The organism is uncultured Tenacibaculum sp. (assembly GCF_947495995.1).
In the GTDB taxonomy this organism is placed as follows: Bacteria; Bacteroidota; Bacteroidia; order Flavobacteriales; family Flavobacteriaceae; genus Polaribacter.
In genome coordinates this window covers 98,768-121,526 of the sequence record NZ_CANMAX010000010.1, presented here as the reverse complement: position 1 = coordinate 121,526, position 22,759 = coordinate 98,768, and the positions used below count along the sequence as shown (strand labels likewise).

Here is a 22,759-nt window from a genome sequence, read left to right as displayed (position 1 = left end):
TTAGTTTTTGTAGTTGTACTGGTGTTCTGTAACAATATGACCTTCTGAATTTCTGATCAACTTTAGTCTATTAAATTCATCATATTCATAATAAATAGTTTCTCCTCTTGGATCGGTAATACTTGTTACTCCAACTAATGGATCGTAAGTAAATGTGGTTACTAGAGCATCTTTTAAAGCTGTTAAATTACGTAGGTTGTTTAATGCAACACGTAAAGCGCCTTCTGATCCTGTTGTATTAATACTTCGATCATTATCGTTATTCGATAAGGTTTGAAGATTTGTAATTGTAGCTGACGGAATTGTGCTTAAGGTTGCTCCTTCTATTTTAGCAATAGGTTGCGTTTGATTGTATCCCCAGATATAAACTACTGAAGTTCCGTCTTTTTTACTTACCTCTGTTGGATTTCCTTTGTTATCATAACTATGGTAAACTACTCGGTCTTCTAAAATTTGACTCCCTTTACTCGTTTGAACTTTTTCTGGCATATAAAAACCATTTCCAAAATCTTTGTAAACCGTATTTTGTTTACTTAAAATTGTTTCTGATAAACCTAAAAGTTTAGATGTTTTTACCTCTATAGGAGTAGTAATACGATTTTCAGAGATTAAACGTGAATTATTAGCTTCATGAGCATATTTGTTTGTTGTAGAAATTTGCTCTTCTTTACTATTGGTCATTGTAGTACTCGTTACTAAATCACGGCTATTATAATAAATATCTTCTACATTCGTAGTTACTACAGCATTTCCTGAAGCTGGATAAAAATAGCTTTTAGATATTCTTTTATTTAATAGATATCTACTGTGATATTGATCGATAAAGTATCTCCAAACTGGAATACCTTCACTTCCACAATTATCATAAATTCCAGATCTAGAACTTAAATTTGTATCAAATAAAAATTCTCTACCTGTACTTGGAAATTTAGCTAAATAAGCATCGTAAGTACTATAAAATTGATAATAAGCACAATCGTCTTTATCTTGAGTAAAAATATTAAAAGTAACTTTTTCTTCTTTTTCATCATAAGAATTGATTACTTCATTAAGTAGTTTATTCGATTCAGAAAATATTCGTTCACGCACCAAGCTTCCATGTAAATGAGCCTTACTTTTAACAGGAATGAATGGGTACCCATAATTTTGTCCGTAAGTAGGGAAAGTTTTGGCAGATGTATATTCGTATTCTGAATATCCGTTATTTAATTCTGAAACAAAAACTTTTTCATAACCAACATCTGCTCCTTGTGTCAAGCTAATATATGGGTTATTTAAATATTCTGTAATATCATAACTTACTACAATTGGTTCTGCACTAAATCCTAATACATTTGTTGCCACTGGACCTGTATAATATCCAAAAATATGAGTTTTGTTTACCGAGTAAGCACGTTGCTTAGTAAAGAATCCGTCAATAACTCCACTTGACTCTGAACCATTCTTTGCATTCTTATATTCAAAGTTAATTGTTTTATCACTTTCTAAAGCTAATGGTTCTGCTTTAAGATGAATTGTTTTTATTCTAACTCCTCCTCCAAAAATGAAACGTTCTAAATTCGATTTATAACTCTTATAATATACTCTTGTATTTACTGCTAGTATATTAGAAGGTAACGACTTTGTAATTCCTAAAATACTAGTCCCTGAGTTTAAACTAAGCGAAAACAATCTAAATCTATACGTACCTGGTGTTAATTCTATACTACTTTCTTTATTTACTGGATAATTTTCAGAGCTAATTATACTTCCATTAGATGTTATCTTTTCTAATACAAATTTTGTATTATCGATTACATTTTGACTTCCACTTGTAATTGTTGGAGACAATGTAGTTGAAGTAGTTTCGTTAACTGTTATCGTGATATTTTGCTGAGAATAACCAGCATCGCTAGCATTCCCACTCAATGTCATATTTTGAATCTTAGATAAAACATCATAATTGTTTGGATTCAAATTTTTAAACTCATCATTTGTAAATAATGCATCACCATGAGAAGAGAAAGTATTAGATTCAAATTCAAAAACCTGAGAACCTCCTGTTGGATAGTGGATTACTTGTAAAACTCCTGTCGTTACATGATCAGGATCAGCAGATTTAGTCGGTAATTGTAATAATTTTGATTTAAAAGAATCGTCAGCCTTTGTATATCCCCAAATATCTGTTGTTTTATTATCTGAATTGTTATAAACTGGAAGTTCTGATTTTCTATTATAGCCAAAACGATGGGTTAATGTACCTGTTCCGTTAAATATCTCATCATAACGATCTAAGAAAAGACGATTCGCTGAATTCGTTGAGTACGTAAACACAACTTTCTTTATTGATTTCCCAAAACCATCTTTATATTCAATATCATTTAAAATCTTACCACCAGATAAATATTCTGGGTGCACACCAGATTTTAAGTTAAACACAATAGTTTCTCCTGTTTCTGTAACAGTTACTTTCTTTAATTTTTTTGTTATTAAATTTTGACGTAGTACAGAAACTGTTCTTTGAGGTAACGCTATAGTTCTATTATATTGAGGACAAACTTGACAAAAATCTCCAACTTCACTTTCAAAAGTTTCAATCATTTTATACTCTAGTGGTGCAGAAGCATTAGGTAAACCTAAATCCGTTATCTTATTCGTGACATAAGTTTTTGGTAATTCTAACTCTTGAGTGACTGTTTGATATTCTAATTTTAAAAGCTCTGTGGTATTTATCCTTTGTATTGAAGTTGCTTTCCAAGATGAAACATATTCTGTTCTAGATTCTTGTGAAGTATTACCTACCGCATCTCTACCTTGGCTAATTGAACCTGAAAAAGCTATATTTATTGTTTCTTCTTTTTCTGATAAAATATACTGAACCCCCATAGTATCTGTAACTTTAAAAGAACTTATACTAAATGTGGAAGTATTATAAATCGGTTCTACTTTTAAATTTGACGAATTTGATAGCATTTTTACTACCAAAGTATTTCCTTCTTTTGGCATAACAAAACGTGCTGTTTTTCCAAAAATATTTACTTGATAGATATCTAGCTCTTTATCAAAAGCACCTTCATTAGCATCACTTCCACTTCCTTTTCCACTAGCATTCCATAAAAAACGATTTATAGCTGGATCGTCTGCTAATAACAAACGACCAGTAGGTCTCCACTCTAAATCAAAATATCCATTATGGTATACACCTACTTTTTTACTTCCGCCATATATATCATTATAGTCATCAGGAATTCCAACTACACTTCTAGAAATTACAGCTTCTCCTTGTAAAGACCAACCGGTACCAACCCAACCAGATTTCTCTGTCGTTTTTATACCCGTAGTATGGTAATTTAAACCAAAATTAATGGCTAAATTATTCGCTACTTGCTTAGAAACAAGAGGTAAATTAATATTAGGCTGACCTGTATAATTACTTACAGGTACCTGTTCTATTTTCATTAATGCTCCAACCGATGGTGAAGGTGGAACTATTTCAGGTAGATTTTGTCCGTACCCAAATACAGACAATAACAGCATAGAAATACTGATTGATAATTTTCTCATAAATAAATGATTTTTAGCAATTAATTTTAAATAACAATCTTTTTTAAAATTCGATGCAAAATTACATATTTTTGTTTGACTTATTGTAATGTGTATTGATCTTAAATTTGTTACCCATGTTTTTTTAAAATTATTCAGAAAGAACTCTTTTTAATAATAATTCTAAGACTAAGTAATCTTTTCTTCTCGAATAGTCTTTCTTCTTTTTAAAACTATATGATTTAATTTCCCCTAAACCTTGTTGTTCAAAAAAGTTAAGAAAGTGCAATAAAGAATTATAATTTCCTTTGATAATTATCGGATACATTTGAGATCGTATTCCATTATCAACAACCTCCATATAATTATTGAACTCTATAATCTCAATGTCGTTTTGATTCTGATAAGAATTGATTTTTTTCAATAAAATTTGTTGGAAAGAGTTATTTAATAATACATTTTTACTCTTTAGGATTGAATCTATATACTTTTCTTGTTGTCTTAATCTGATAATATTTGAACTTACATTATCTGTGGCGTCTTTTTCCTTTGTTAACCTTTCTAAATTTCTTTTTAATTCAATAGTACTTTCAAAACTTATTAAGTATAAAATAGGTAAACTAACTACAAAACCTATGAGTAGTAATATGTTTCTTTTTCTATAGTTCATTATTTAACTCGAATTAAAATGTGAAAATTAGAATTCTTTTTTTTCTTTTCCTTTTCAGTTGTTAATTGCGACAACTCTTTAACCCAACTCTTTTTTTCAATTCCGTCTATCCATTCTGTAAACTCTACATAATCACTTAACAATCCTTTTATTTCAATTTCTTTAGTTTTAAAATTTGTCTCTTTATCTTTTTTAAGAGGACGAGATAATGGTTGGTAAATAATGTCACTTAAAATAATTGAAGATGGCATCTCTGCCACAACTTGATCTGCATATTTTGAAACTGAAAATGAAGACGAGTTTTGAAGTTCTGCTAATAACTTTTGTTTCTTTTTTACATTAGCCTTTAACTTTTTAAGCTTTAATTTCACACCTTTTTTAACTTCTAACTGTTGGCTTAAATTGTTAACTTTAGTGTTATAATTATTAAAAAACATAAAATTAGCTAACACTAACATAAAAATAATTCCTAGTACTGTTTTATATCCAAGGTTAAATATTTTTCTGTTTTTAAAGTCGTTTAACTTACTATTTTCATAAGCTACATTTTTAATCAAATAAAAATTGACTATTGCATTAAGCGATAAAATATATTTACTATTTATCTGAAGTCCGTTTATAAGATAATTCTCACTTTCAAATGATTTACTCTCTATACTCTCAACCTTTTCTTCAGTTATTTTTAATTTAGCATTAGATGTGTAAACTTGACTCTCTTGGACAATATTTGCTAGTGAAGAAAATGAAGCATTCCCTAAGTAAATATCTAAAACTTCGATCTGATGATTAGAAAAACTTTTAGTTAATTCAATTATATAACTCTCTCTTATTACTGAGATACTAATATGATTTAATAATTCAGTTATTTGGACATAAAAATCATTTAAAGAAAGTGAAGGATAAGCTCTCTTAAACAATACTTTCTTTTCATCATTTAATTTATCCAAATTTTTAGAAAGTACTTGTTTGTTATTAACAACCAAAACTATATGATCTTGATTGTCTTTTTTTAACTCTTTACATAAAGCTACTAAATCAGTAAATTGTTCCGACTTTTTTATCTCTAACTCTTTCTGCTTCTTTAAAAGCTGAAGACTGTAATATACTTCATTACCTTCTGCATCGAATGAAAATTCAACCGCACAAAAAGTTTTCCCGAAAAATAAACGATCTTTCATCGTTAATTAATTATCGTTGGTTTTATAATTACTGAAAGTTTCTTTTTCGAATCTATTCTAGTTTTTTTGCTGAAAAACCACTTTATTATAGGAATTCTAGCTAAAAAAGGAACTCCAGAACCTGAATCATTTTTTAAGTTTTCTTCTAATCCACCTAGAATAACTACATCTTGATTTTTTACTCTAATAATAGAAGTGAATTCTCTAGAATTTAATCCAGGAGGAGCTTCTGCATCTATTCTACTCCCTTCGTTAAAACTAGACTGAAGTACATTAATACTTAATGTAATTTGATTATCTCCTGCAACCATAGGTTTAATTGAAATAGATAAATCTGCATCGATAGGCACATAATTTCTTATTTCCGTAGTTTGAGGGTTTTGCGTACCTATAATATCTCTTCTAACTACAGCATAATATTCTCTTTCACCGTTAGATAAAACCGCTTCGTGACCATTTAGAGTTGAAAGCTTAGGCTGAGATCTAATTTTTATATTTCCATTACTTTCCATTGCTTGTATCTTAGCATAGAAATTCGGAACAACTCTTCCTACATTTAATGATCCAAAACCATTAAATCCTCCAATAATTCTATTTAATGTTTTCGCTCCTAAAGTAACTTCTGATGAAGGAAATAATTTTCCACTGTCACTTACTGGCGCATCACCTAATCCTAATTCTACTCCAGTATTAACTGTAGAAGTTTTACTAACTTCTAAAATCATTACTTCTATGAATATTAAAGGTACAGGCTTATCGATTTTTTTCACAAATGTTCTAAACCTCTCTACAGCCTGTGATTCTCCAGCAACAATAAAACTATTCAACTCAGTATCAATGTTTACTTCTAAATCTTTAATTAAACTTTTAGGAATTAAACTTAATAAAGCTTCGGTTTGATTATTATAGTTATTGAAAGCACCTTGATTTCCTGAATTTATTTGTCTTCTTCTATTAGTATTAAAATTTTGAGATCTTGTACCTCCAACAAATGAAGAATTACCATTTATTGAATTCCCTTGATTTCCAAAAGCACCAATAGTTCCGAAGTTCCCACCTACATTTCCTCCAGAGAATGAATCAAAATTATTTCTATTACTAGTTGGTGTAGACATTATCTCTATAGAACGATGTATTAGAGGAATTGTCACATAATTTTTTATTGACTCTTTATCCTTCGTAGAAAAATAATAAATGTTATCTTCTTTCTTAAATCTTAATTTCGTTCCTTCTAAAATTTTAGTCAATAAATTATCATAAGTAATTTCCTTTGCTTTAAAGGATTTTTTTGATATACCAGTTAATGCGGTATCGGTATACATATCTATATTTAACTGATATCCTACCTCTTTAATTATTTCTCCAACATCTATGTTATCAAAATCAACTTCTATAATCTTATTTATAGAATCCAAAATTTTAAAAGACAAACCAGAATCTCTATATACTCTTGAATTTCTATTTTGACTTCCATTCGTTCCATTACCCTGAGGGATATCTATTGTCTGGAATAAGAAATAACCATCCTTGGTTTTTGTTACATTTAAATTATTAGTAAATGCAATTTTATCAATAGCGCCTTCTAAAGGTTTATTTTTAATAAAAGCAGTTATTTTAGGATCTCTTGAACCGACATCAAATAACATATTTTCTCCAGTTACATCTGTAATTCTCCTTAATGCAACTGATAAACTATCATTTTTCAAATCAATTGAGAAAAGATCTTTCTCTTTATTATATTCTACAGGGATTTCTCGTTTAACTTTGACTTCTTTTTCTTGATATTTTCGTATTGAAATAATATTTCCTACTGAGCTAACAGAAAGTGAATGTTTACTACACAGATGTAATAAAATATCTTTAACAGATACGTTTGAAAAGTTATCTGTAACTCTATAAATGCTTAAATCTGAATTAATACTAATATTAATCTTTTTCTTTTGCGCAATTGTATTTAATAAGACAGGTAATTCAACATCACTAACATTAAAATCTATTGTCTCATACAACGCTGGTATCTTAGCTCCCAAGCTATCTAATTTACTTGCTAATAAAAGTATTCTATTATCTTTTTGTTGACCGAAAAAAGGTAAACTCAATAATACTATTATTATAAAAACTATGCTCTTTTTCAACTTCAATTATCTTATAGTTAATTTATAAATTTCTTCTAAGGTTTCGTACTCCGAATTTTTCCCAATAATAGTCCATTCATATTCTCCCGTACTTAAACTTTGAGAAAAAAATCTTTTCTCTATGACAGTATCTAACACTATTTGACTTGCATTTAAAAAATTAGGTGTCGCAATTTTTAAGTGATATTCATCAGTTCCTTCTAGTTCTTCCCAAGAAAAGGTAATAGAACCAGCATCTACTGTTAATTCACTTTTAGGTGCTAAAACCTCAACAGTTTCATCACTTATATTTTCAACAAATATCGCTTCGCAACTAAGCAACATAGTTAAAAATATTCCAATTATTATTGTCTTTTTCATATTGTTTAATTAAAATCGGGTGTAAAAGTATAAAATAATTTCTTTTTTATAATTTTGCGATATCGAAATAAAAAGGTATTGACATGAAATTGAAATTATTAAACAAAAAAGTAGCTGCTTTCAACTTACAAGAGTTGTTGGTAGTAATGGTAATTATAGGAATTCTAGTTTTAATCGCTATGCCTAAACTACTTGGACAAGTTAACAAAGCTAGAACTATGGAAGCTAAATTACAATTAGGACATTTACATAGTCTACAAAGAGATTACTTTTATGTAAACTTGAAATACTCAAACAATTTTGACGACATAGATTATATACCCCCATCTAATGATGTTTCAGGAAACAATGTATATTATAGCTATGAAATAATTGAAGCTTCTAAAAATTCTTTTAAAGCTAGAGCTACAGCAATTGAAGATTTTGATGGTGATGGTGTAAAAAATGTTTGGGAAATTGACGAAAACAGAAATTTAAAAGAAGTTGTTAAAGACTAATTTAAATCACAGTACTTAAGTTAAACATCGGAATATACATTGCTACTAATATAGTGGCTATAATAGCACCTAAAAATAAAATAATTACTGGTTCTAGTACTGCACTTAAATTTTTTGACCTATACTCTATATCTTTATTATATTGTTCTGTAAGTCTTTGAAATATCACATGATTTTGATTAGTCTCTTCTGCTACTTTTATTAGTGCCACCATTTTTGAATCAAATACAGCATGTTGACTTATACTTTCTGAAAGTGACTTACCCAATAAAATATCTGATTCTATTTCATATAATGCTTGTTGAAGGGGATAAAATGTAATCATCTTTTGAGTTAACTGAATTCCATTTAACAAAGGTACTTTAGCTCCTATCAACAATGTAATTGCCTGTGTGAATTGGGCTATTTTTACTTTTCTAAAAAACTCTCCTACGAAAGGCGTTTTTAATAATAACAATGACGAAAAATTCTTATACCAAGTCTTACTTGAAAAAACTTTCCTTAGTATAAAAAATAATACAACTCCTAATAAAAGTGTCCAATAGTAACCTCTAAAAAAGTTAGACACTCCTATTATTTTACTAGTTATCCATGGTAATTCTACTTTATTTTGCTTAAAAATATCAGCAAACATAGGCACCACAAACTGCATCATAAATACTACAGCAAAAAAGGCTGTAATTAATATAATAACAGGATAAGAAAGTGCACTTATTATATTTCTTCTTTGCTCGTTTTTTCTCTTATAAAAAAGGCTCAATTCTTCTATTACTTCAATTAAAGTTCCTGCTCGTTCTCCTATTTGTACAGAATAAAACTCATAATCTGAAAAAGCTTTTTTCCCTTTAAGTGCATCAGAGAAGTTTTTTCCAGAAATTAAATCATCAATAACTTCTTCGAATAATTTCTTATCGTTTTCCTTCTTTTGTTCTTTAGAAATTAAATCTAAAGCGTTTTTCAACTCTAAACCTGCCTGTAATAAAACAACTAATTCTGTATAAAATGCCTCTTTTTTCTTATCTGAGAAAGAATTACCAAATAGTGATATTTCTTTTTTAAGAATAGTATCTATATCAAACTCTTTTGTTGCTTTATTCTTTGTAGCATTTTTAATTTCAAATCCCATTATAATCTAATTATTTAAATAAAAAGCGGCGTCCTTTTCAGTATATATAAAAGTCGGTCTGTTATTTAACTCTCCTATTTCAAATCTTATGGCATCCACATTGCCTTTTGCTACTTTAACTCCATTTAAAAACAATGAGGTGTTTTTTAAGCTCAATTGAATTGAATCTTTATTTCGCAATACAAAAGTGTCTTCTATTTTATATGTTACAGAATCTAAAGCATGGCTGAATTTTACTATATCGCTATTAAATGTAATTGTACGAAATGTATTAAAATCTCTTGTTAATATTTTCTCTAATTGCACTAATTCTTCCTTTAAATACAATCTTTTTTCTATAATTCTTATTTGTTTCTTCACCATAGACAAAGCTGTAAATGCTAATGAAACTACAATTGTAGATATTATCATAACGACTATTAGCTCTGTTAATGTAAATGCTCTAGTCTTTTTCATTAACGATAATTTTATTCATTAATGTTTTATTACTTCTCTTACCTGTAACTTCAAAAGTTACCCAGTATAAATCATTTTCTTTTGTAGAGGTTATTTGATAATTAAATTTACTATCATCAGCATTATATGGAATCTTTATCTTTTCATTTTGATATTGATACATTAACTCTTTTAATACTGTATTTTGCTCATGAGTTTCACGCAAACTTAAATTTCGTAATAAATTACTTAAGATTGCCATTGCTATTCCAAATACTAAAACAACAATAACTGTAGCGACTAATACTTCATTTAATGAAGAGGCTTTGATTTTTTTTAGTATAACCATTTAGCAACTCCTTTTTCTTTTGAAACTACACCTAAACCAACATACTGATTATGGAGATCGTTAGCATTAACGTTACCATTATATATATGATTAACATATTTACTACCTGCCTGAATTGCTATAAATCCGTCTGTATATAATTCTCCTGTTACACTTCCTTTAAGTTCTGTATTGCCTTTGCAAAAAACTTCTCCAGTTATTTTTGTATATTCTCCTAATATTAATTGAGGAAAATAATTTAAACTTTCTTTTTCTTGTTTTAAAAAAATCAATGTTCCTTTTATACTAGTATTGTTATTTACAAAGAGACCATTATTATTTTCTAACTTTTCTTTTTTTAAATTTACAACTAAAGCAGAAGGGTAATATAAATCTACGTTACTACCTACATTGATCTTATCAGCTGCAAAAGCTTGAAAACTCCCTTTAACTCCTGTTGCTATTTCTATTTCTGGAGCAATTATAACGATGTCTTCTAATGTTGTTTCTTTTGTTACAATTATTTTCTTTTGAGATGAAATTATAATGTTTCCTTTTAGTAAAACTTTTTGTAATACTAATGTTCCTTCAGCTCTATAGTGTAATGGTTTTTCATTAAAAGATCGAATTACCTTTAAATCTTCTTTAAGTTCAAAGTTCTCTTCATTATTTAATAAGCCTTCCAGTCTTTTTTCGATAGATTGTATTCTATCATTTTTAGGTAAGTTAGACGAACTTCTTTTTATAACTCCCTGAATTAACTGCCCTCCATAAAATGAATTCCCTGCTATATTTCCTGATTTAACTCCTCTAAACGGCAAGTATACTTCGCCTTGAATTTTAGAGTTCCCAACTAAAACCAAAGGGGTATTGTTATCTGTTAAGTAAATCGCTTTTTTTTGCTCAATTTTATTTCCTATGAGACCTATTTTATTTACTTTTTCCTTGTTTACTATTGAAGTAATATTAATTAAATCAAAAATACCCCAATAACTTTTTTTAAGAATAACTTCTTCATTTGAATTTTCTAGAAAGTTTATCTTAAAATCTTTATTATTTCCAACTGATTTTGCCTCTATAAACTTGAAACTATTATTAGCGTTTAAAACAGCCTTTTGATACAATGTTTTTTTTAGATTTGTCTTTTGCTGTAAGTTTATTAATTGAATAAAAGCAAACAAAATAATAAGAATAATTACAGCTATAACTAGTACGTATTGAAGTGCTCCAGCATTTATTTTTTTACCCCACTTCAACATTTATTTTTTTATTGTTTTATATGAACCTTTATACAATATTTTAATTTCTTTCTTAGAACCTGAAACCAGCTTTACATCATTAGTTTTTACACCTAATTTCATTATTTTTTGCCTACCATCTATAGCAACAATAAAAGATTTACTATTTCCATTAACTATAATTCCTTTATATTTAATTTGAGGAAATATAATTGGTTCTTTTTTTCTTACTTTCTTATTTTTTGGTGTGGCTTTTTTTACGACTCGATATGTTCCTAAGAAAGGGTCTCTATTATGAACACTAACCTTATAACTTTCTTTCTTGGTGAATTTATTTGGCTTAAAGTTCGCGTAATTTACTTCAGGAAGTACTTGTTCATTTTCATTAACGTAACCAAAAAATTGAAAAATCACAATACTCCAGACAATAATAACTAGAGCTAATAACAGGTATGTTTTTTGTTGCTTTTTCATCTTTATGATATTAATAATGAATACACTTCATCCACCGACGTCACTCCTTCTTTCAACAAAATCAAAGCGTTATCTTTTAATGTTTTAATATCATTTTCTGTTAAGTAACTTTCTATTTCAGATGCTTCTTTCTTAATTGCTTTTTCAATAGGCTTTGTTACAGGAATAATTTCATAAACAGCTTTTCTTCCTTTATAACCTGTTTGATAACAATGTTCACAACCTACAGCTTTATAATGTGTTTTAAGTTGTTTGCTATTAAACAGTTCTTCTGGAACATCTTCTTCTTTAACTTTTACTTCAACTTTACAATGATTACATAATTTCCTTACTAATCGTTGTGCAATACTTACATTCAATGTACTAGCAATTAAAAAAGAAGGAACTCCCATATCTATTAATCGTGAAACTGTTCCCCATGCTGAGTTCGTATGGATTGTAGACAATACTAAATGTCCTGTCAATGCAGCTCTAATAGCCATATTAGCAGTGGCTACATCTCTAATTTCACCGACCATTATGATATCTGGATCTTGACGCAAAAATGTCTTCAAGGTACTAGCAAAATCTAAACCTATGTCTTCTTTTAACTGTACCTGATTTACACCTTCTAACGTATATTCTATAGGGTCTTCTATTGTAAGAATATTTGTATCTTCTTTATTTAATTCTTTTAACGTTGCATATAATGTTGTTGTCTTACCTGATCCTGTAGGGCCAGATATTAGTATAATTCCATTCGGCTTTTTCACAGCTCTTTTATATGAACGTAATTCTTCTTCAGTAAACCCTAATTTATCTAGTTGAATTGCAACATTATTCTTGGAAAGAATACGTAAAACTAACTTTTCTCCATGTAATGTAGGTAAAGAAGAAACTCTAATATCAAAATCTTCATATGCAGTCGTTATATTTATTCTCCCATCTTGAGGCAATCTTTTTTCGGAAATATCCATTCCAGACATGATTTTTAGTCTGTTTACTATTTTTGGATATTCTCCTAAAGAGATTAAATATTTTTCTATAAGCTTTCCATCTATTCTAAATCGAACTTTATTATGTTCTTCAAAAGCCTCAAAATGGATATCACTACTTCCTATTTCTTTAGCTTCATGAATTATATTTAATAAAAAATCATCTGAATATGTTAATGTAGAAGTACCTGAATTTCTCTTTCTATAATTAGTGAGTAAATATTTATTAATACTCTCCTTATTTTCTTTTTCTAGCTTTACAGTATTTCCTAAAACTATCTCTAATTCATTTTTAAGTTCTATTTCATCTTTAGAATCAGTTAAAAATGTAATTTCATTATTCGTATTATCTATTGGAATTATCCTGTACTCATAAGCTAATTCAGAAGGAATTAACTGCACTAAATCTGTAGATAAATCAAAAACTTTTTCTTTCATTTAAACGGTATATAGGTTAACTATATCGAATGTCAAATTTAATAATAAAATTAAAAACAAGAAGATAGCTTGAAATCCTGCCAAAGGAACTGTTTTCTCTTTCAGTTTTTTCTTAATTACTAAAAATAACAATAATGAAAATAATAATGAGGTAATAAAAATTATTAAAAATGTTGTTAAAGGAAAAGCAACAGCAAGAGCTATAAAAAATAAAAAATCACCCAAACCAATAGCAGAAAATAATGATTGTTTCATTTTAAATCTTGTATATAACCATAAACACAGACTAAGTAATAATAGAAAAACAAAGTTTATTCCAACAGAAAAAAGATACAGTTCAAAAAAAGTTTTTGTGTAAAAAATATAACCTCCTATAAAAATTAACGCATAAAATAATACAGCATAAACTTCTCTCTCTCTGAAATCCTGAAAGAAAATTAACAGCAATAATAATAGATATAGATAAATCAACAGTTAAATTATATGTAATAGAATTATTTAATCGCAAAATTAAATATTTAAAAACAACCTCGAGAATATTTTTAATTCTCGAGGTTTTAATTAAGACAAATAAACTAACGTATACTAACTCTCCTTTTTATCTAACGCAAATGCTACTAACTTAGAAGAATCAAAAGCATCTATCTCTCGATCTCCATTTGTGGCTAAAGCATTTACATATAATCGTTGTGCAAAAGCTGCTCTTTCTTCTCTATTACAAATCCCTAATAAATCTGCTGGTTTGAATGTTTTTGTGTACTGACTAAAATCGTTCCTTATATAGTTAGGACTCGTGTCTGTTATTGCATCTCCTATCACCATTCCTTTTGCATTTGTTTTTTTAGTTTGTACATCATCTTTACATGTTCCTTTTTGTACCACAAAACTTAAATCTGCGAAATTGTGTGGATGATAAGCTCTAAATTTAATTTCTATATTAGAGTTTACATTTTCATAAGGAACAAAACCACAGCAAGTAGGATTCACCTCTACTCCATCTACTTTTATTTTATAAATATCTGCTTGAGTCGGACTGTTATCTATTCGCATGACCATTTTAAAAGCACTACAAGTATTTGTTCCAACATTATTGACCAGATTTATAGATGGTGCATTTACAGATGGTGTGAACGTATCAAAATTTGGAATTTGGAATAATTCATTTGGTATGTTAGTAACCTTATTTCCGTTTTTATCAAAAAGTTCTAGAGTAAACTCATACAATCCATCTCCATCTAGCGAAGAATCAAAAGCTATAGTTCTTGTATTTCTATCCCAATCTGCATCTTGCTCAGTTGCATTGAATGGTGCATCTTGTGGCGAACTGGTTGGTATTAAATATAAATCTCTTTCAGAAGCAATATCAAAAGGACCTAACTTAACAGCATTATAGTTAAAATGTAAATGTCCGTTTGAATCTCTGAATGTATATGAATATGTTTTCTGAACTAAATTATTGAAGCGTTTTCTTTCAATAACGGCAGGTGATAAATCTGCATGCATTACTTTTTTATACGACCATCTATAATATGTATACTTATTACTTGGTAAATCTTTACTGAACTGAACCACAAATGATAAGTTCTTTCCAAAAGGTCTTCTGAAGTTTCCTTTGGTTTCGTGAGTATCTGTTAATCCTTGTCGGTTTAACAATTTCCCCTGAATAGGTAATCCGTTAGTATTTCTTTGTTCAATATGAGAAACACTTGTTCCCCAGTTAATTCTCTTAATCCAAATTAATTCTCCGTCAATATCATTAGAGCATTCCCAACGCACTCTTTCATCAGTAATATTTATGTTCACTTCTGTTCCACATTTATAATTCCAATAAGTATTACAAGACAACCAAGGTTTGTACACAGTTACCCATTGTCCATCGATAAAAGCTTCAACCCAGAAATACAAATCAGGATGATCTCCAAAAATTGAATATGAAATTTCAGTATCAAAATCTCCATTATTATCTGTGTACACAGTTGTTAAATGATCACATCTATAAAAATAATGCCACAACCACGGAACAAAGCATATAACAGGATGAAACAATTGAAAGTTATCTAATATTGTTTCTCGAATTAACTTCGGGTTTTTACTTTGTAAAACACTAAGTACTTTTTGATTAGATACTATTGGCTGTGTTAACTTTGATAAAACTAATTTATTTTCCTCTGGCAATTTGATACTTAATTCTGGTCTTTTAGTTCCTTCAAAAAAATTAAAGTTTAAATTAGGTAATGGAAGTGGTTTTGGTTTTTCAGGAATATCTTTAAGCGTAGGAATCGGCATTGGAATTTCTGGATATAAAATTAAATCTGGAATTTTAATGATGATATCATCTGGAACTCTTGGCAACAACCATTCTATTCTATCTACTTCACAAATATGCACACGCATATTACATAAGCCTTTTCTATCTTTAAAATTATTGATATTAAAAACTTTAGATACGTTTCCTAAAACTCTACATTTCTTTCGAAACCAGAATGCAGTTAATTTGTCTGGTACAGCTAAAGCTTCTAAAGTTTGACTCCTGTTTAAACGAATTTTTGGTCTGTAAGCTTTGTGTTTTGTTACCAGAATTTCATAATCATTCTCGTTAGCAATAGCTTCGTCACTAGGTAATACTAGTACTGTAGAACTATTTCTTCTATCAAAAGTAGATTTGAATGAAGCTTTATCATCTTTGATTGTTACTTTTTCTACTAACTTCTTATTCTTATCAAATAAATAAGCAATTAGCTGTAATGATTTTGTTTTTTCACTGGATTTAAAGTGAATGGTAGTGTTCTTTTCTTTGGTTGACATGATTCAAAAGGTTTATAATTTACTTTTGCAATCTAAAACATCCAAAAAGCTAAAAACCAATGATAAAACTTGATATTCTTCAGAATTTTAACCTCTGATTTACAAAGGTTTTTCCTGTCTCAAAAAGCGGGTTTTCTCAATAAAAAAATCCTGCTCTCGCAGGATTAATTTTAGTGTTTTTTATTTTTTCTTTCGTTGATTCATCGGAACGAAAGGCTCTTGTTTTACTGTTGGTTTTCCGTGTAAATCAAAATCTCCAGCATCATAAATTTCAACATCGATAAACTCTCCTAATTTGATGTAATGTTCTGTTGCATCTACAATAACATCATTATCAACATCTGGTGAATCAAACTCTGTTCTTCCATAGTAATACTCTCCATCTTTTCTATCGAATAAACAACGGAAAGTTTTTCCTATTTTTTCTTGATTTAACTCCCAAGAAATCTGACTTTGAACTTCCATAATTTCATTTACTCTACGGAATTTCACATCAGCAGGAACATCGTCTTCTAAAACATAAGCTCCTGTATTTTCCTCATGAGAATATTCAAAAGCACCTAAACGTTCAAAACGCATTTCTTCAACCCAATCTTTTAACTCTTGGAATTGCTCTTCTGTTTCTCCAGGATATCCAACAATTAGTGTGGTACGAATTGCCATATCTGGAACAAACTCTCTAAACTTATGAATTAAGTTTGTTGTTTTTTCGTGAGTTGTTCCACGTTTCATCGATTTTAAAATCTCTGTATTGATATGTTGTAATGGAATATCTAAGTAATTACAAACTTTAGGTTCTGTTTTCATTACTTCTAATACATCCATTGGAAATCCTGTTGGAAATGCATAATGCAAACGAATCCATTCTATTCCATCAACTTTTACCAACGCTCTTAATAAATCTGCTAAAGCTCTTTTTTTATAGATATCTAATCCATAATATGTTAAATCTTGAGCAATTAACATGATTTCTTTAATTCCATTTGCTGCCAACTTTGTAGCTTCAATCACTAAATCTTCAATTGGTGTAGATTTATGTTTTCCTCGCATTAATGGAATGGCACAGAATGAACATGGACGATCGCAACCTTCTGCAATTTTTAAATATGCATAGTGCTTTGGTGTTGTCGTTAAACGCTCACCAATTAGTTCGTGTTTGTAATCTGCTTCTAAAACTTTTAAAAGATTTGGTAAATCGTGTGTTCCAAAATACTGATCTACATTGGTGATCTCTTTTTCTAAATCTGGTTTATAACGTTCACTTAAACAACCAGAAACGAAAACTTTATCAACTTCTCCTCTTTCCTTTTTTTGCGCGTAATGTAAAATGGTATCAACACTCTCTTCTTTGGCTTTACCTATAAAACCACAAGTGTTAATTACTACAATATTTCCATCATCTTCAGGATCTTCATGTACAACATTTTTACCATTAGCTTTTAACTGTCCCATTAACACTTCACTATCGTAAACGTTTTTAGAACATCCTAAGGTTACAACGTTGATCTTATTTTGTTTTGTAGATTTTGTGCGCATCTATCTAAAAATTTAAGGTGTGCAAAATTATGATTTATTCGTCATAAATCACTCATAGTCTTTAGGTAATTTTCTCTCTTTTGTTAATTTTTCAAAAGCCATACCTAATGATAATAGTTTAAACTCTGTTTTTGGTAAACCAATGAAAGTCAAACTAATTGGTTCTCCTGTTTCTTTGTATCCCATCGGAATTGTTAAATTAGGATACTCTGCTACTGCTGAATATGCTGAATGAAAATTATTAATAGAAAGGATTGCATCTAATTTTTCAGTTTCAAAAACTTTAAAATAAGATAAACCTGCTTCTTTTAAATTTGATTTCACTTTTACAAATGCATCTGCAGATGTCGTATCTTTTACAATTCCTTCAAAAAGTTGTTGACCATAAGGCGCTCTCAAAATTGAATCTTGCTCATTAAATACGACAAGATCTTTTACTGTTTTTTCTGAAACTTTCTTATCATTTAAATACTTAGGCAAATCATGTTTCATATCAATGTTTAATAAGGTTAGGAAACCTTGTAAACTTGTTTGTTCTGGTGATATTTCAACAATTGTAGCTCCAGCTGATTTTATCTCATCTATTGTTTTCTTGTAGATAGAATCATTTAATAATGCTGTGAAAACTCCTAACTTTTTCCCTTCTAAATTTTGTGTTTTAAACTGCTTTTCATCTTCAGTTAGTTCAAACGATTTTTCGTCTGATGTATCTTTCCCTAATAAAGCTTTTAAAAGAATATAATTATCAATTACACTTTTAGTCATTGGTCCAGGTGTATCTAATGTACTAGAAATTGGAACGATTCCTGAACGACTTAATAAACCTATTGTAGGTTTTAATCCAACTACCGAATTCTGACTTGATGGTGATGTTATTGATCCTGCTGTTTCTGTTCCAATTGTAGCAACAGCATAATTTGCAGCAGTAGCAACTCCACTTCCAGCACTTGATCCTCCAGTTTCAAAAACTTTCCTTCCGTATGGATTTAAAGTTTGACCTCCAATCGCACTATATCCAAGCGGACAACCAGAACAGAAATAATACGCCCATTCACTCAAATTAACTTTTCCTAGAATTAGAGCTTTATTCGTCTTCAATTGTTTTGTAATAAAAGCATCATTAGTTTGATTGTCTTTTAGCGCTAAAGCTCCAGCTGTAGTTACCATATTAGTTGTATTGATATTATCTTTCAACAAAATTGGCATTCCAAACACCGAAGAAATATCAACTTCTTTTTCTTTGGCTGCTTTATCTCTTTCTTTTGCTTCTTGAATTACATTTGGATTTAAACTAATAATAGCATTTAAGTATTTTGTAGAATCACTTTCAAACTTTCTAATTCTATACAAATAAAACAATGTTAGTTTTTCATAACTCAAATTTCCTTCTTTAATAGATTGCTGAATAACAGGAATCGATCTTTCTATAATTAAAGGTTTTAACCTATTATATTCTTCTTCTGAAAACTGTTCTAAATCTTTTTGAAAAGGCTCGAATACTTCATTCATATTTAAAAACTTCGATTGAAGTAACTTAAACTTCATTCTAGAGTTTTCATGACTTTGCTGTTGATCTATTTCAGCAGTTTCATCATACTTCTTAAAATATTGAATTGCTTCTTTTTTCTCTTGTTCTTTACAGCCAATTAAAATAAATATGACTAGTAGGGTTATTATATTTTTCACAAAGTTGTGTTTTGAAGATTTATTGAATATGATAAAGATATGAATAATTTAAGTCCCTAAAAACTAAGTTAAATAAGGTTATTACGAATATCTTATATTTGAATTTGTAAATATTCTGTTATGATTAAGAACGTATTTTTAACATTGATAATCTCTCTTTCATTGTTGTCTTGTAAAAATGAAGAAGATAAAAAAACATCAATAACAACTACAACAAATTCTACTACTGAAAAGACTGAGGAAGTTAAAGAAGTTGTAAAACCTCTTGAAAATGATACTTCTTTAAAGGATACAATCGTTGAATCTAAAGATTTTTATGTTTCAAAAATTGATAAAAGTAATGTTGATCTTTCTGACAGTCAACGAACACTTAACTTATATAATAAAACTGGAAAAGTAATTTCTTCTTTAGAGATAGATGCTGAGTTTTACGAGAATGATGCTAAAGTATTTGAAATTAGGCATCATAATCTCGATAATGTAAATAGAATTATCACTTTTGACGTAGATGAATGTCCTTGTGCTTGCACCATAACTAAAGTTTATATTTTAGAAACTCTTGATCGTAAATACATAAAACTACCTAATGTAATTTTCGATGCAGAAGAATTCGGAGATCCTGAATCTTACTACACTTTTGGAAAGAAAAACACCATATACAATACACTTAGGACATATACTTATATTGAAGGAAAACCTAAAATTGATTTAATTACAAGACAGGAAAAGTTAGTTTGGAATGGAACAAAAATTACTACAAAATCAAACTTTAATAACAACATTCATATTGCAATAGCTAAAAAGGGACTTGTTGTTCGTGATAAACCAAGTCTTAAAGGAAATAAAATAGATAAACTTCCTTTTCGATCTCAAGTAATTATTCAAAATAAGACTGATAATACTCTTGAGCTTTATGACGAAGGAAAATTAATTAAAGGAAATTGGGTAAAAGTTGAAAACTACAGCAATAATAACTGGACAACCGGTTATGTTTTTGACGGATTTATTGAAAAAATATAAGAATGATAAAACTTAATCCTTCTATTAAACACCATACGTTTGTAGGCTTATTTATTTGTTTATGGATTTTTATTTTCACTTACTATATTCGTCCGTTTGACAGTGGTAATTATGGAAATTATCCTTGGTGGGAATTCTTAAGTTTTGGTTTTAGTATTATCGCTTTTTTAAGTTATTTCATCACAACCATCTTTCAAGATACTATATATCGACAGTTCGAAACATGGAATATCTTATTCGAAATAATAGCAATAGTTGCTTTTCATTTTCTGAATTTAATACTGAGTTTTATATACTATAAAAGTCCGTTTTTAAATGGAATATGGAATTTCAATGAATATTTCAACGGAATTTTAAAATCTGCAATCATTTTTACTCCCATCATAATTTTTGCTAGAACTTTGACTCTAAAGTTCCTTCCGAAAGAAAAAGAAATCATTAAAAATTTACCTCAGAAAAAAACAGAAGAAAAACTAATTATTAGAGGTGAATACAAACTAGATATTTTAAAAATCAAAGCTTCGGATTTAGTCTGTGTTTCAAAATCTCAAAATTATGTTGAAGTCTTTTTTATTGAAAACAGTTCAATACAATCGAAACTGATTAGATCTTCTTTAAAGAAAATTCAAACAGATATACCGTTTTTAATTCAAGTACACCGTTCACATTTAATTAATATTGACCATTTTAAATCTTGGAAAAATTCCAATACCATTTTACTTACCCAAACTGAAATACCTGTTTCAAAAAATTATAAAAACAATCTAAGTGTCATTTAATTTTCGCACCTAAAAACACAACTTTAACAACTAAACCTAGTAAACATAAGGTCTTTCATTTACTGTTCTCATACTTTTATCCTGAAAATTAATCACCAGAATAAATTATTAATTGCACAATTACATGAGAACATTTTTATTTTTTAAAGTACTACTATTCATCTTTTCTTCAGTTGTCGCGCAAAACAACACGACACTTACTATTGAAACAGCAAATGAAATTACCAACTTTATAGAAAGTAAAAGAAAGTACTATAATTCACCTAGCATTGCTGTAGCAATTACTGATGAAAACAACACTGTATATCTAAATCATTTCGGAAATGCGAAGAAAGGTGACAAATATTTAATTGGATCTATGTCTAAATCTTTTACTGCATTATTAGTTCTAAAATTGCAAGAACAAGGAAAACTCAGATTAGAAGATCCAGTATCGAAATATTTGAAATGGTTTGCATACAAAGACAAAACTCTATCTGACAAAATTACCATTGAAAATTTATTACGACATACTTCTGGAATTTCAACTGAAATGGGAAGAACATTTAAAACAGACAACAACTTTGACTATGTAAATTATTATACAGAACTACTAAGAAAAATCGAATTGAAAAATTCCACTAAAATACCTTTCAAATATTCTAATGTTAACTATAGATTATTAGGATTAATCATTGAAAATGTTACTGGTAAAACTTACGACAAATCTCTTGAAGAATTAATTACAAAAACTATGGAGTTAACTAAAACTTCAGGAGAAATTAATACTGATATTATAGATAGTTATCAATACTTACTATACTATCCGATACTAAAATTCAATAAAAAACTTCATGAAAAAGAAGTTTCTTCTGGTTTAATTTCTAGCTCAGCAAGTGACATGGCGATTTATTTACGTAACATAATGAATAGTTATAATAACAATCCTAATACTATTTTAAAAGCTAGCATTACACAACAATTAATGACGAAAGAAGAAAATAGTAATTCTTTTTATGGATTAGGTTGGTTTGTAAACAATGATGCTAGTGTACTTTATCATGGAGGAACAAATAAAAGTTTTGAATCTCAAATGTATATTATACCTAAACTGAAAAAAGCTATCGTGGTGTTAATTAATTCGAATCAAGCTCCTGATGTAGAAATTATAAACGGTATTTATGGAATTTTACTTGGTAAAGGTTACTATAATAAATCTTCTTTTCCTTATTACAGAAACCTTCCTCTAGTATTTCTAGCAATCTTATTAGTATTTCTATTTCAATTTAGACGATGGAAGAAACTAAACTATACAAAACATATAAGTAAAAAAGTAATTCCAAATCTGTTTTTAATTTTCGGAATTTCCCTCTCTATTACAATACTTGTCCTTATTCCGAAATTAAATGGTGTTTCTTTAAAAACTACATTACAATTCGATCCATCAAGTGGATATAGTTTGATTCTTATTTCGCTTTTTCTACTACTAACTTTTCTTCTAAACTATCTTTCTGCAGCAGCAAAAACACAAAATAACTAAATAAAAAAAGCTACTTTCTTTAAGGAAAGTAGCTTTTAA

General features: G+C 28.7%; 19 protein-coding genes. 4 read left to right on the top strand and 15 right to left on the bottom strand.

The window, feature by feature from the left end; genetic code table 11:
* The 5 genes from Q1A15_RS18955 to Q1A15_RS18935 form a co-directional block, all read right to left on the bottom strand.
* Positions 1-3,543, bottom strand: a complete 3,543-nt coding sequence (locus tag Q1A15_RS18955) for an RHS repeat domain-containing protein (protein ID WP_299627678.1) — start codon at positions 3,541-3,543, stop codon at positions 1-3.
* A 130-nt stretch (positions 3,544-3,673) separates the two neighbouring features.
* Positions 3,674-4,192, bottom strand: coding sequence for a hypothetical protein (locus Q1A15_RS18950; protein WP_299627676.1), 519 nt, complete (start codon positions 4,190-4,192; stop codon positions 3,674-3,676).
* On the bottom strand, positions 4,192-5,370 hold the full coding sequence (locus Q1A15_RS18945; protein WP_299627674.1) for a hypothetical protein: 1,179 nt from the start codon (positions 5,368-5,370) through the stop codon (positions 4,192-4,194). The genes Q1A15_RS18950 and Q1A15_RS18945 overlap by 1 nt, the downstream gene beginning before the upstream one ends.
* A 2-nt stretch (positions 5,371-5,372) precedes the next feature.
* Positions 5,373-7,505, bottom strand: coding sequence for a general secretion pathway protein GspD (locus Q1A15_RS18940; RefSeq protein ID WP_299627672.1), 2,133 nt, complete (start codon positions 7,503-7,505; stop codon positions 5,373-5,375).
* A 6-nt stretch (positions 7,506-7,511) separates the two neighbouring features.
* Positions 7,512-7,865 carry a hypothetical protein gene (locus tag Q1A15_RS18935; protein WP_299627670.1) on the bottom strand — a complete coding sequence of 118 codons (354 nt, stop codon included), beginning with the start codon at positions 7,863-7,865 and terminating at the stop codon, positions 7,512-7,514.
* Between the two features lie 83 nt (positions 7,866-7,948).
* Here Q1A15_RS18935 and Q1A15_RS18930 point away from each other — a divergent pair, with 83 nt between their 5' ends.
* Entirely contained in the window at positions 7,949-8,362 is a 414-nt protein-coding gene (locus Q1A15_RS18930) for a prepilin-type N-terminal cleavage/methylation domain-containing protein (RefSeq protein ID WP_299627668.1), read from the top strand.
* Position 8,363: 1 nt separating this feature from the next.
* Here the strand turns inward: Q1A15_RS18930 and Q1A15_RS18925 are convergent, their stop codons facing one another.
* The 10 genes from Q1A15_RS18925 to Q1A15_RS18880 all read right to left on the bottom strand — a co-directional run bounded on the left by Q1A15_RS18925 (position 8,364) and on the right by Q1A15_RS18880 (position 19,402).
* Positions 8,364-9,488, bottom strand: coding sequence for a type II secretion system F family protein (locus Q1A15_RS18925; RefSeq protein ID WP_299627666.1), 1,125 nt, complete (start codon positions 9,486-9,488; stop codon positions 8,364-8,366).
* Between the two features lie 6 nt (positions 9,489-9,494).
* Positions 9,495-9,944 carry a type II secretion system protein gene (locus tag Q1A15_RS18920; protein ID WP_299627664.1) on the bottom strand — a complete coding sequence of 150 codons (450 nt, stop codon included), beginning with the start codon at positions 9,942-9,944 and terminating at the stop codon, positions 9,495-9,497.
* Positions 9,931-10,272, bottom strand: a complete 342-nt coding sequence (locus Q1A15_RS18915) for a hypothetical protein (protein ID WP_299627662.1) — start codon at positions 10,270-10,272, stop codon at positions 9,931-9,933. Before Q1A15_RS18915 ends, Q1A15_RS18920 begins: the two co-directional genes overlap by 14 nt.
* Positions 10,260-11,507, bottom strand: coding sequence for a hypothetical protein (locus tag Q1A15_RS18910; RefSeq protein WP_299627660.1), 1,248 nt, complete (start codon positions 11,505-11,507; stop codon positions 10,260-10,262). Before Q1A15_RS18910 ends, Q1A15_RS18915 begins: the two co-directional genes overlap by 13 nt.
* Positions 11,508-11,510: 3 nt before the next feature.
* Positions 11,511-11,963, bottom strand: a complete 453-nt coding sequence (locus Q1A15_RS18905) for a hypothetical protein (RefSeq protein ID WP_299627658.1) — start codon at positions 11,961-11,963, stop codon at positions 11,511-11,513.
* A gap of 2 nt (positions 11,964-11,965) precedes the next feature.
* The gene (locus tag Q1A15_RS18900) at positions 11,966-13,375 is read right to left on the bottom strand and encodes a GspE/PulE family protein (protein ID WP_299627656.1); all 1,410 of its coding nucleotides are present in this window, start codon (positions 13,373-13,375) and stop codon (positions 11,966-11,968) included.
* The gene (locus Q1A15_RS18895; RefSeq protein WP_299627653.1) at positions 13,376-13,630 is read right to left on the bottom strand and encodes a hypothetical protein; all 255 of its coding nucleotides are present in this window, start codon (positions 13,628-13,630) and stop codon (positions 13,376-13,378) included.
* A gap of 330 nt (positions 13,631-13,960) precedes the next feature.
* Positions 13,961-16,180 carry a hypothetical protein gene (locus Q1A15_RS18890; protein WP_299627651.1) on the bottom strand — a complete coding sequence of 740 codons (2,220 nt, stop codon included), beginning with the start codon at positions 16,178-16,180 and terminating at the stop codon, positions 13,961-13,963.
* Positions 16,181-16,360: 180 nt separating this feature from the next.
* Entirely contained in the window at positions 16,361-17,716 is a 1,356-nt protein-coding gene (gene rimO, locus Q1A15_RS18885; protein WP_299627649.1) for a 30S ribosomal protein S12 methylthiotransferase RimO, read from the bottom strand.
* A 48-nt stretch (positions 17,717-17,764) separates the two neighbouring features.
* The gene (locus Q1A15_RS18880; RefSeq protein WP_299627647.1) at positions 17,765-19,402 is read right to left on the bottom strand and encodes an amidase family protein; all 1,638 of its coding nucleotides are present in this window, start codon (positions 19,400-19,402) and stop codon (positions 17,765-17,767) included.
* Positions 19,403-19,522: 120 nt separating this feature from the next.
* Between Q1A15_RS18880 and Q1A15_RS18875 the strand changes: the two genes are divergently transcribed.
* The 3 genes from Q1A15_RS18875 (at position 19,523) to Q1A15_RS18865 (ending at position 22,720) form a co-directional block, all read left to right on the top strand.
* Entirely contained in the window at positions 19,523-20,422 is a 900-nt protein-coding gene (locus Q1A15_RS18875; RefSeq protein WP_299627645.1) for an SH3 domain-containing protein, read from the top strand.
* Between the two features lie 2 nt (positions 20,423-20,424).
* Positions 20,425-21,201 carry a LytTR family transcriptional regulator DNA-binding domain-containing protein gene (locus Q1A15_RS18870; protein WP_299627643.1) on the top strand — a complete coding sequence of 259 codons (777 nt, stop codon included), beginning with the start codon at positions 20,425-20,427 and terminating at the stop codon, positions 21,199-21,201.
* Between the two features lie 124 nt (positions 21,202-21,325).
* Positions 21,326-22,720 carry a serine hydrolase domain-containing protein gene (locus Q1A15_RS18865; RefSeq protein WP_299627641.1) on the top strand — a complete coding sequence of 465 codons (1,395 nt, stop codon included), beginning with the start codon at positions 21,326-21,328 and terminating at the stop codon, positions 22,718-22,720.
* Positions 22,721-22,759: the final 39 nt, after the last annotated feature.

What these genes read in the sequence shown, in the direction of transcription:
- Q1A15_RS18955 (WP_299627678.1), bottom strand. Translation starts at nt 3,543, where the DNA reads ATGAGAAAATTATCAATCAGTATTTCTATGCTGTTATTGTCTGTATTT.
- Q1A15_RS18950 (WP_299627676.1), bottom strand. Translation starts at nt 4,192, where the DNA reads ATGAACTATAGAAAAAGAAACATATTACTACTCATAGGTTTTGTAGTT.
- Q1A15_RS18945 (WP_299627674.1), bottom strand. Translation starts at nt 5,370, where the DNA reads ATGAAAGATCGTTTATTTTTCGGGAAAACTTTTTGTGCGGTTGAATTT.
- Q1A15_RS18935 (WP_299627670.1), bottom strand. Translation starts at nt 7,865, where the DNA reads ATGAAAAAGACAATAATAATTGGAATATTTTTAACTATGTTGCTTAGT.
- Q1A15_RS18930 (WP_299627668.1), top strand. Translation starts at nt 7,949, where the DNA reads ATGAAATTGAAATTATTAAACAAAAAAGTAGCTGCTTTCAACTTACAA.
- Q1A15_RS18925 (WP_299627666.1), bottom strand. Translation starts at nt 9,488, where the DNA reads ATGGGATTTGAAATTAAAAATGCTACAAAGAATAAAGCAACAAAAGAG.
- Q1A15_RS18920 (WP_299627664.1), bottom strand. Translation starts at nt 9,944, where the DNA reads ATGAAAAAGACTAGAGCATTTACATTAACAGAGCTAATAGTCGTTATG.
- Q1A15_RS18915 (WP_299627662.1), bottom strand. Translation starts at nt 10,272, where the DNA reads ATGGTTATACTAAAAAAAATCAAAGCCTCTTCATTAAATGAAGTATTA.
- Q1A15_RS18905 (WP_299627658.1), bottom strand. Translation starts at nt 11,963, where the DNA reads ATGAAAAAGCAACAAAAAACATACCTGTTATTAGCTCTAGTTATTATT.
- Q1A15_RS18900 (WP_299627656.1), bottom strand. Translation starts at nt 13,375, where the DNA reads ATGAAAGAAAAAGTTTTTGATTTATCTACAGATTTAGTGCAGTTAATT.
- Q1A15_RS18895 (WP_299627653.1), bottom strand. Translation starts at nt 13,630, where the DNA reads ATGAAACAATCATTATTTTCTGCTATTGGTTTGGGTGATTTTTTATTT.
- Q1A15_RS18890 (WP_299627651.1), bottom strand. Translation starts at nt 16,180, where the DNA reads ATGTCAACCAAAGAAAAGAACACTACCATTCACTTTAAATCCAGTGAA.
- rimO (WP_299627649.1), bottom strand. Translation starts at nt 17,716, where the DNA reads ATGCGCACAAAATCTACAAAACAAAATAAGATCAACGTTGTAACCTTA.
- Q1A15_RS18875 (WP_299627645.1), top strand. Translation starts at nt 19,523, where the DNA reads ATGATTAAGAACGTATTTTTAACATTGATAATCTCTCTTTCATTGTTG.
- Q1A15_RS18870 (WP_299627643.1), top strand. Translation starts at nt 20,425, where the DNA reads ATGATAAAACTTAATCCTTCTATTAAACACCATACGTTTGTAGGCTTA.
- Q1A15_RS18865 (WP_299627641.1), top strand. Translation starts at nt 21,326, where the DNA reads ATGAGAACATTTTTATTTTTTAAAGTACTACTATTCATCTTTTCTTCA.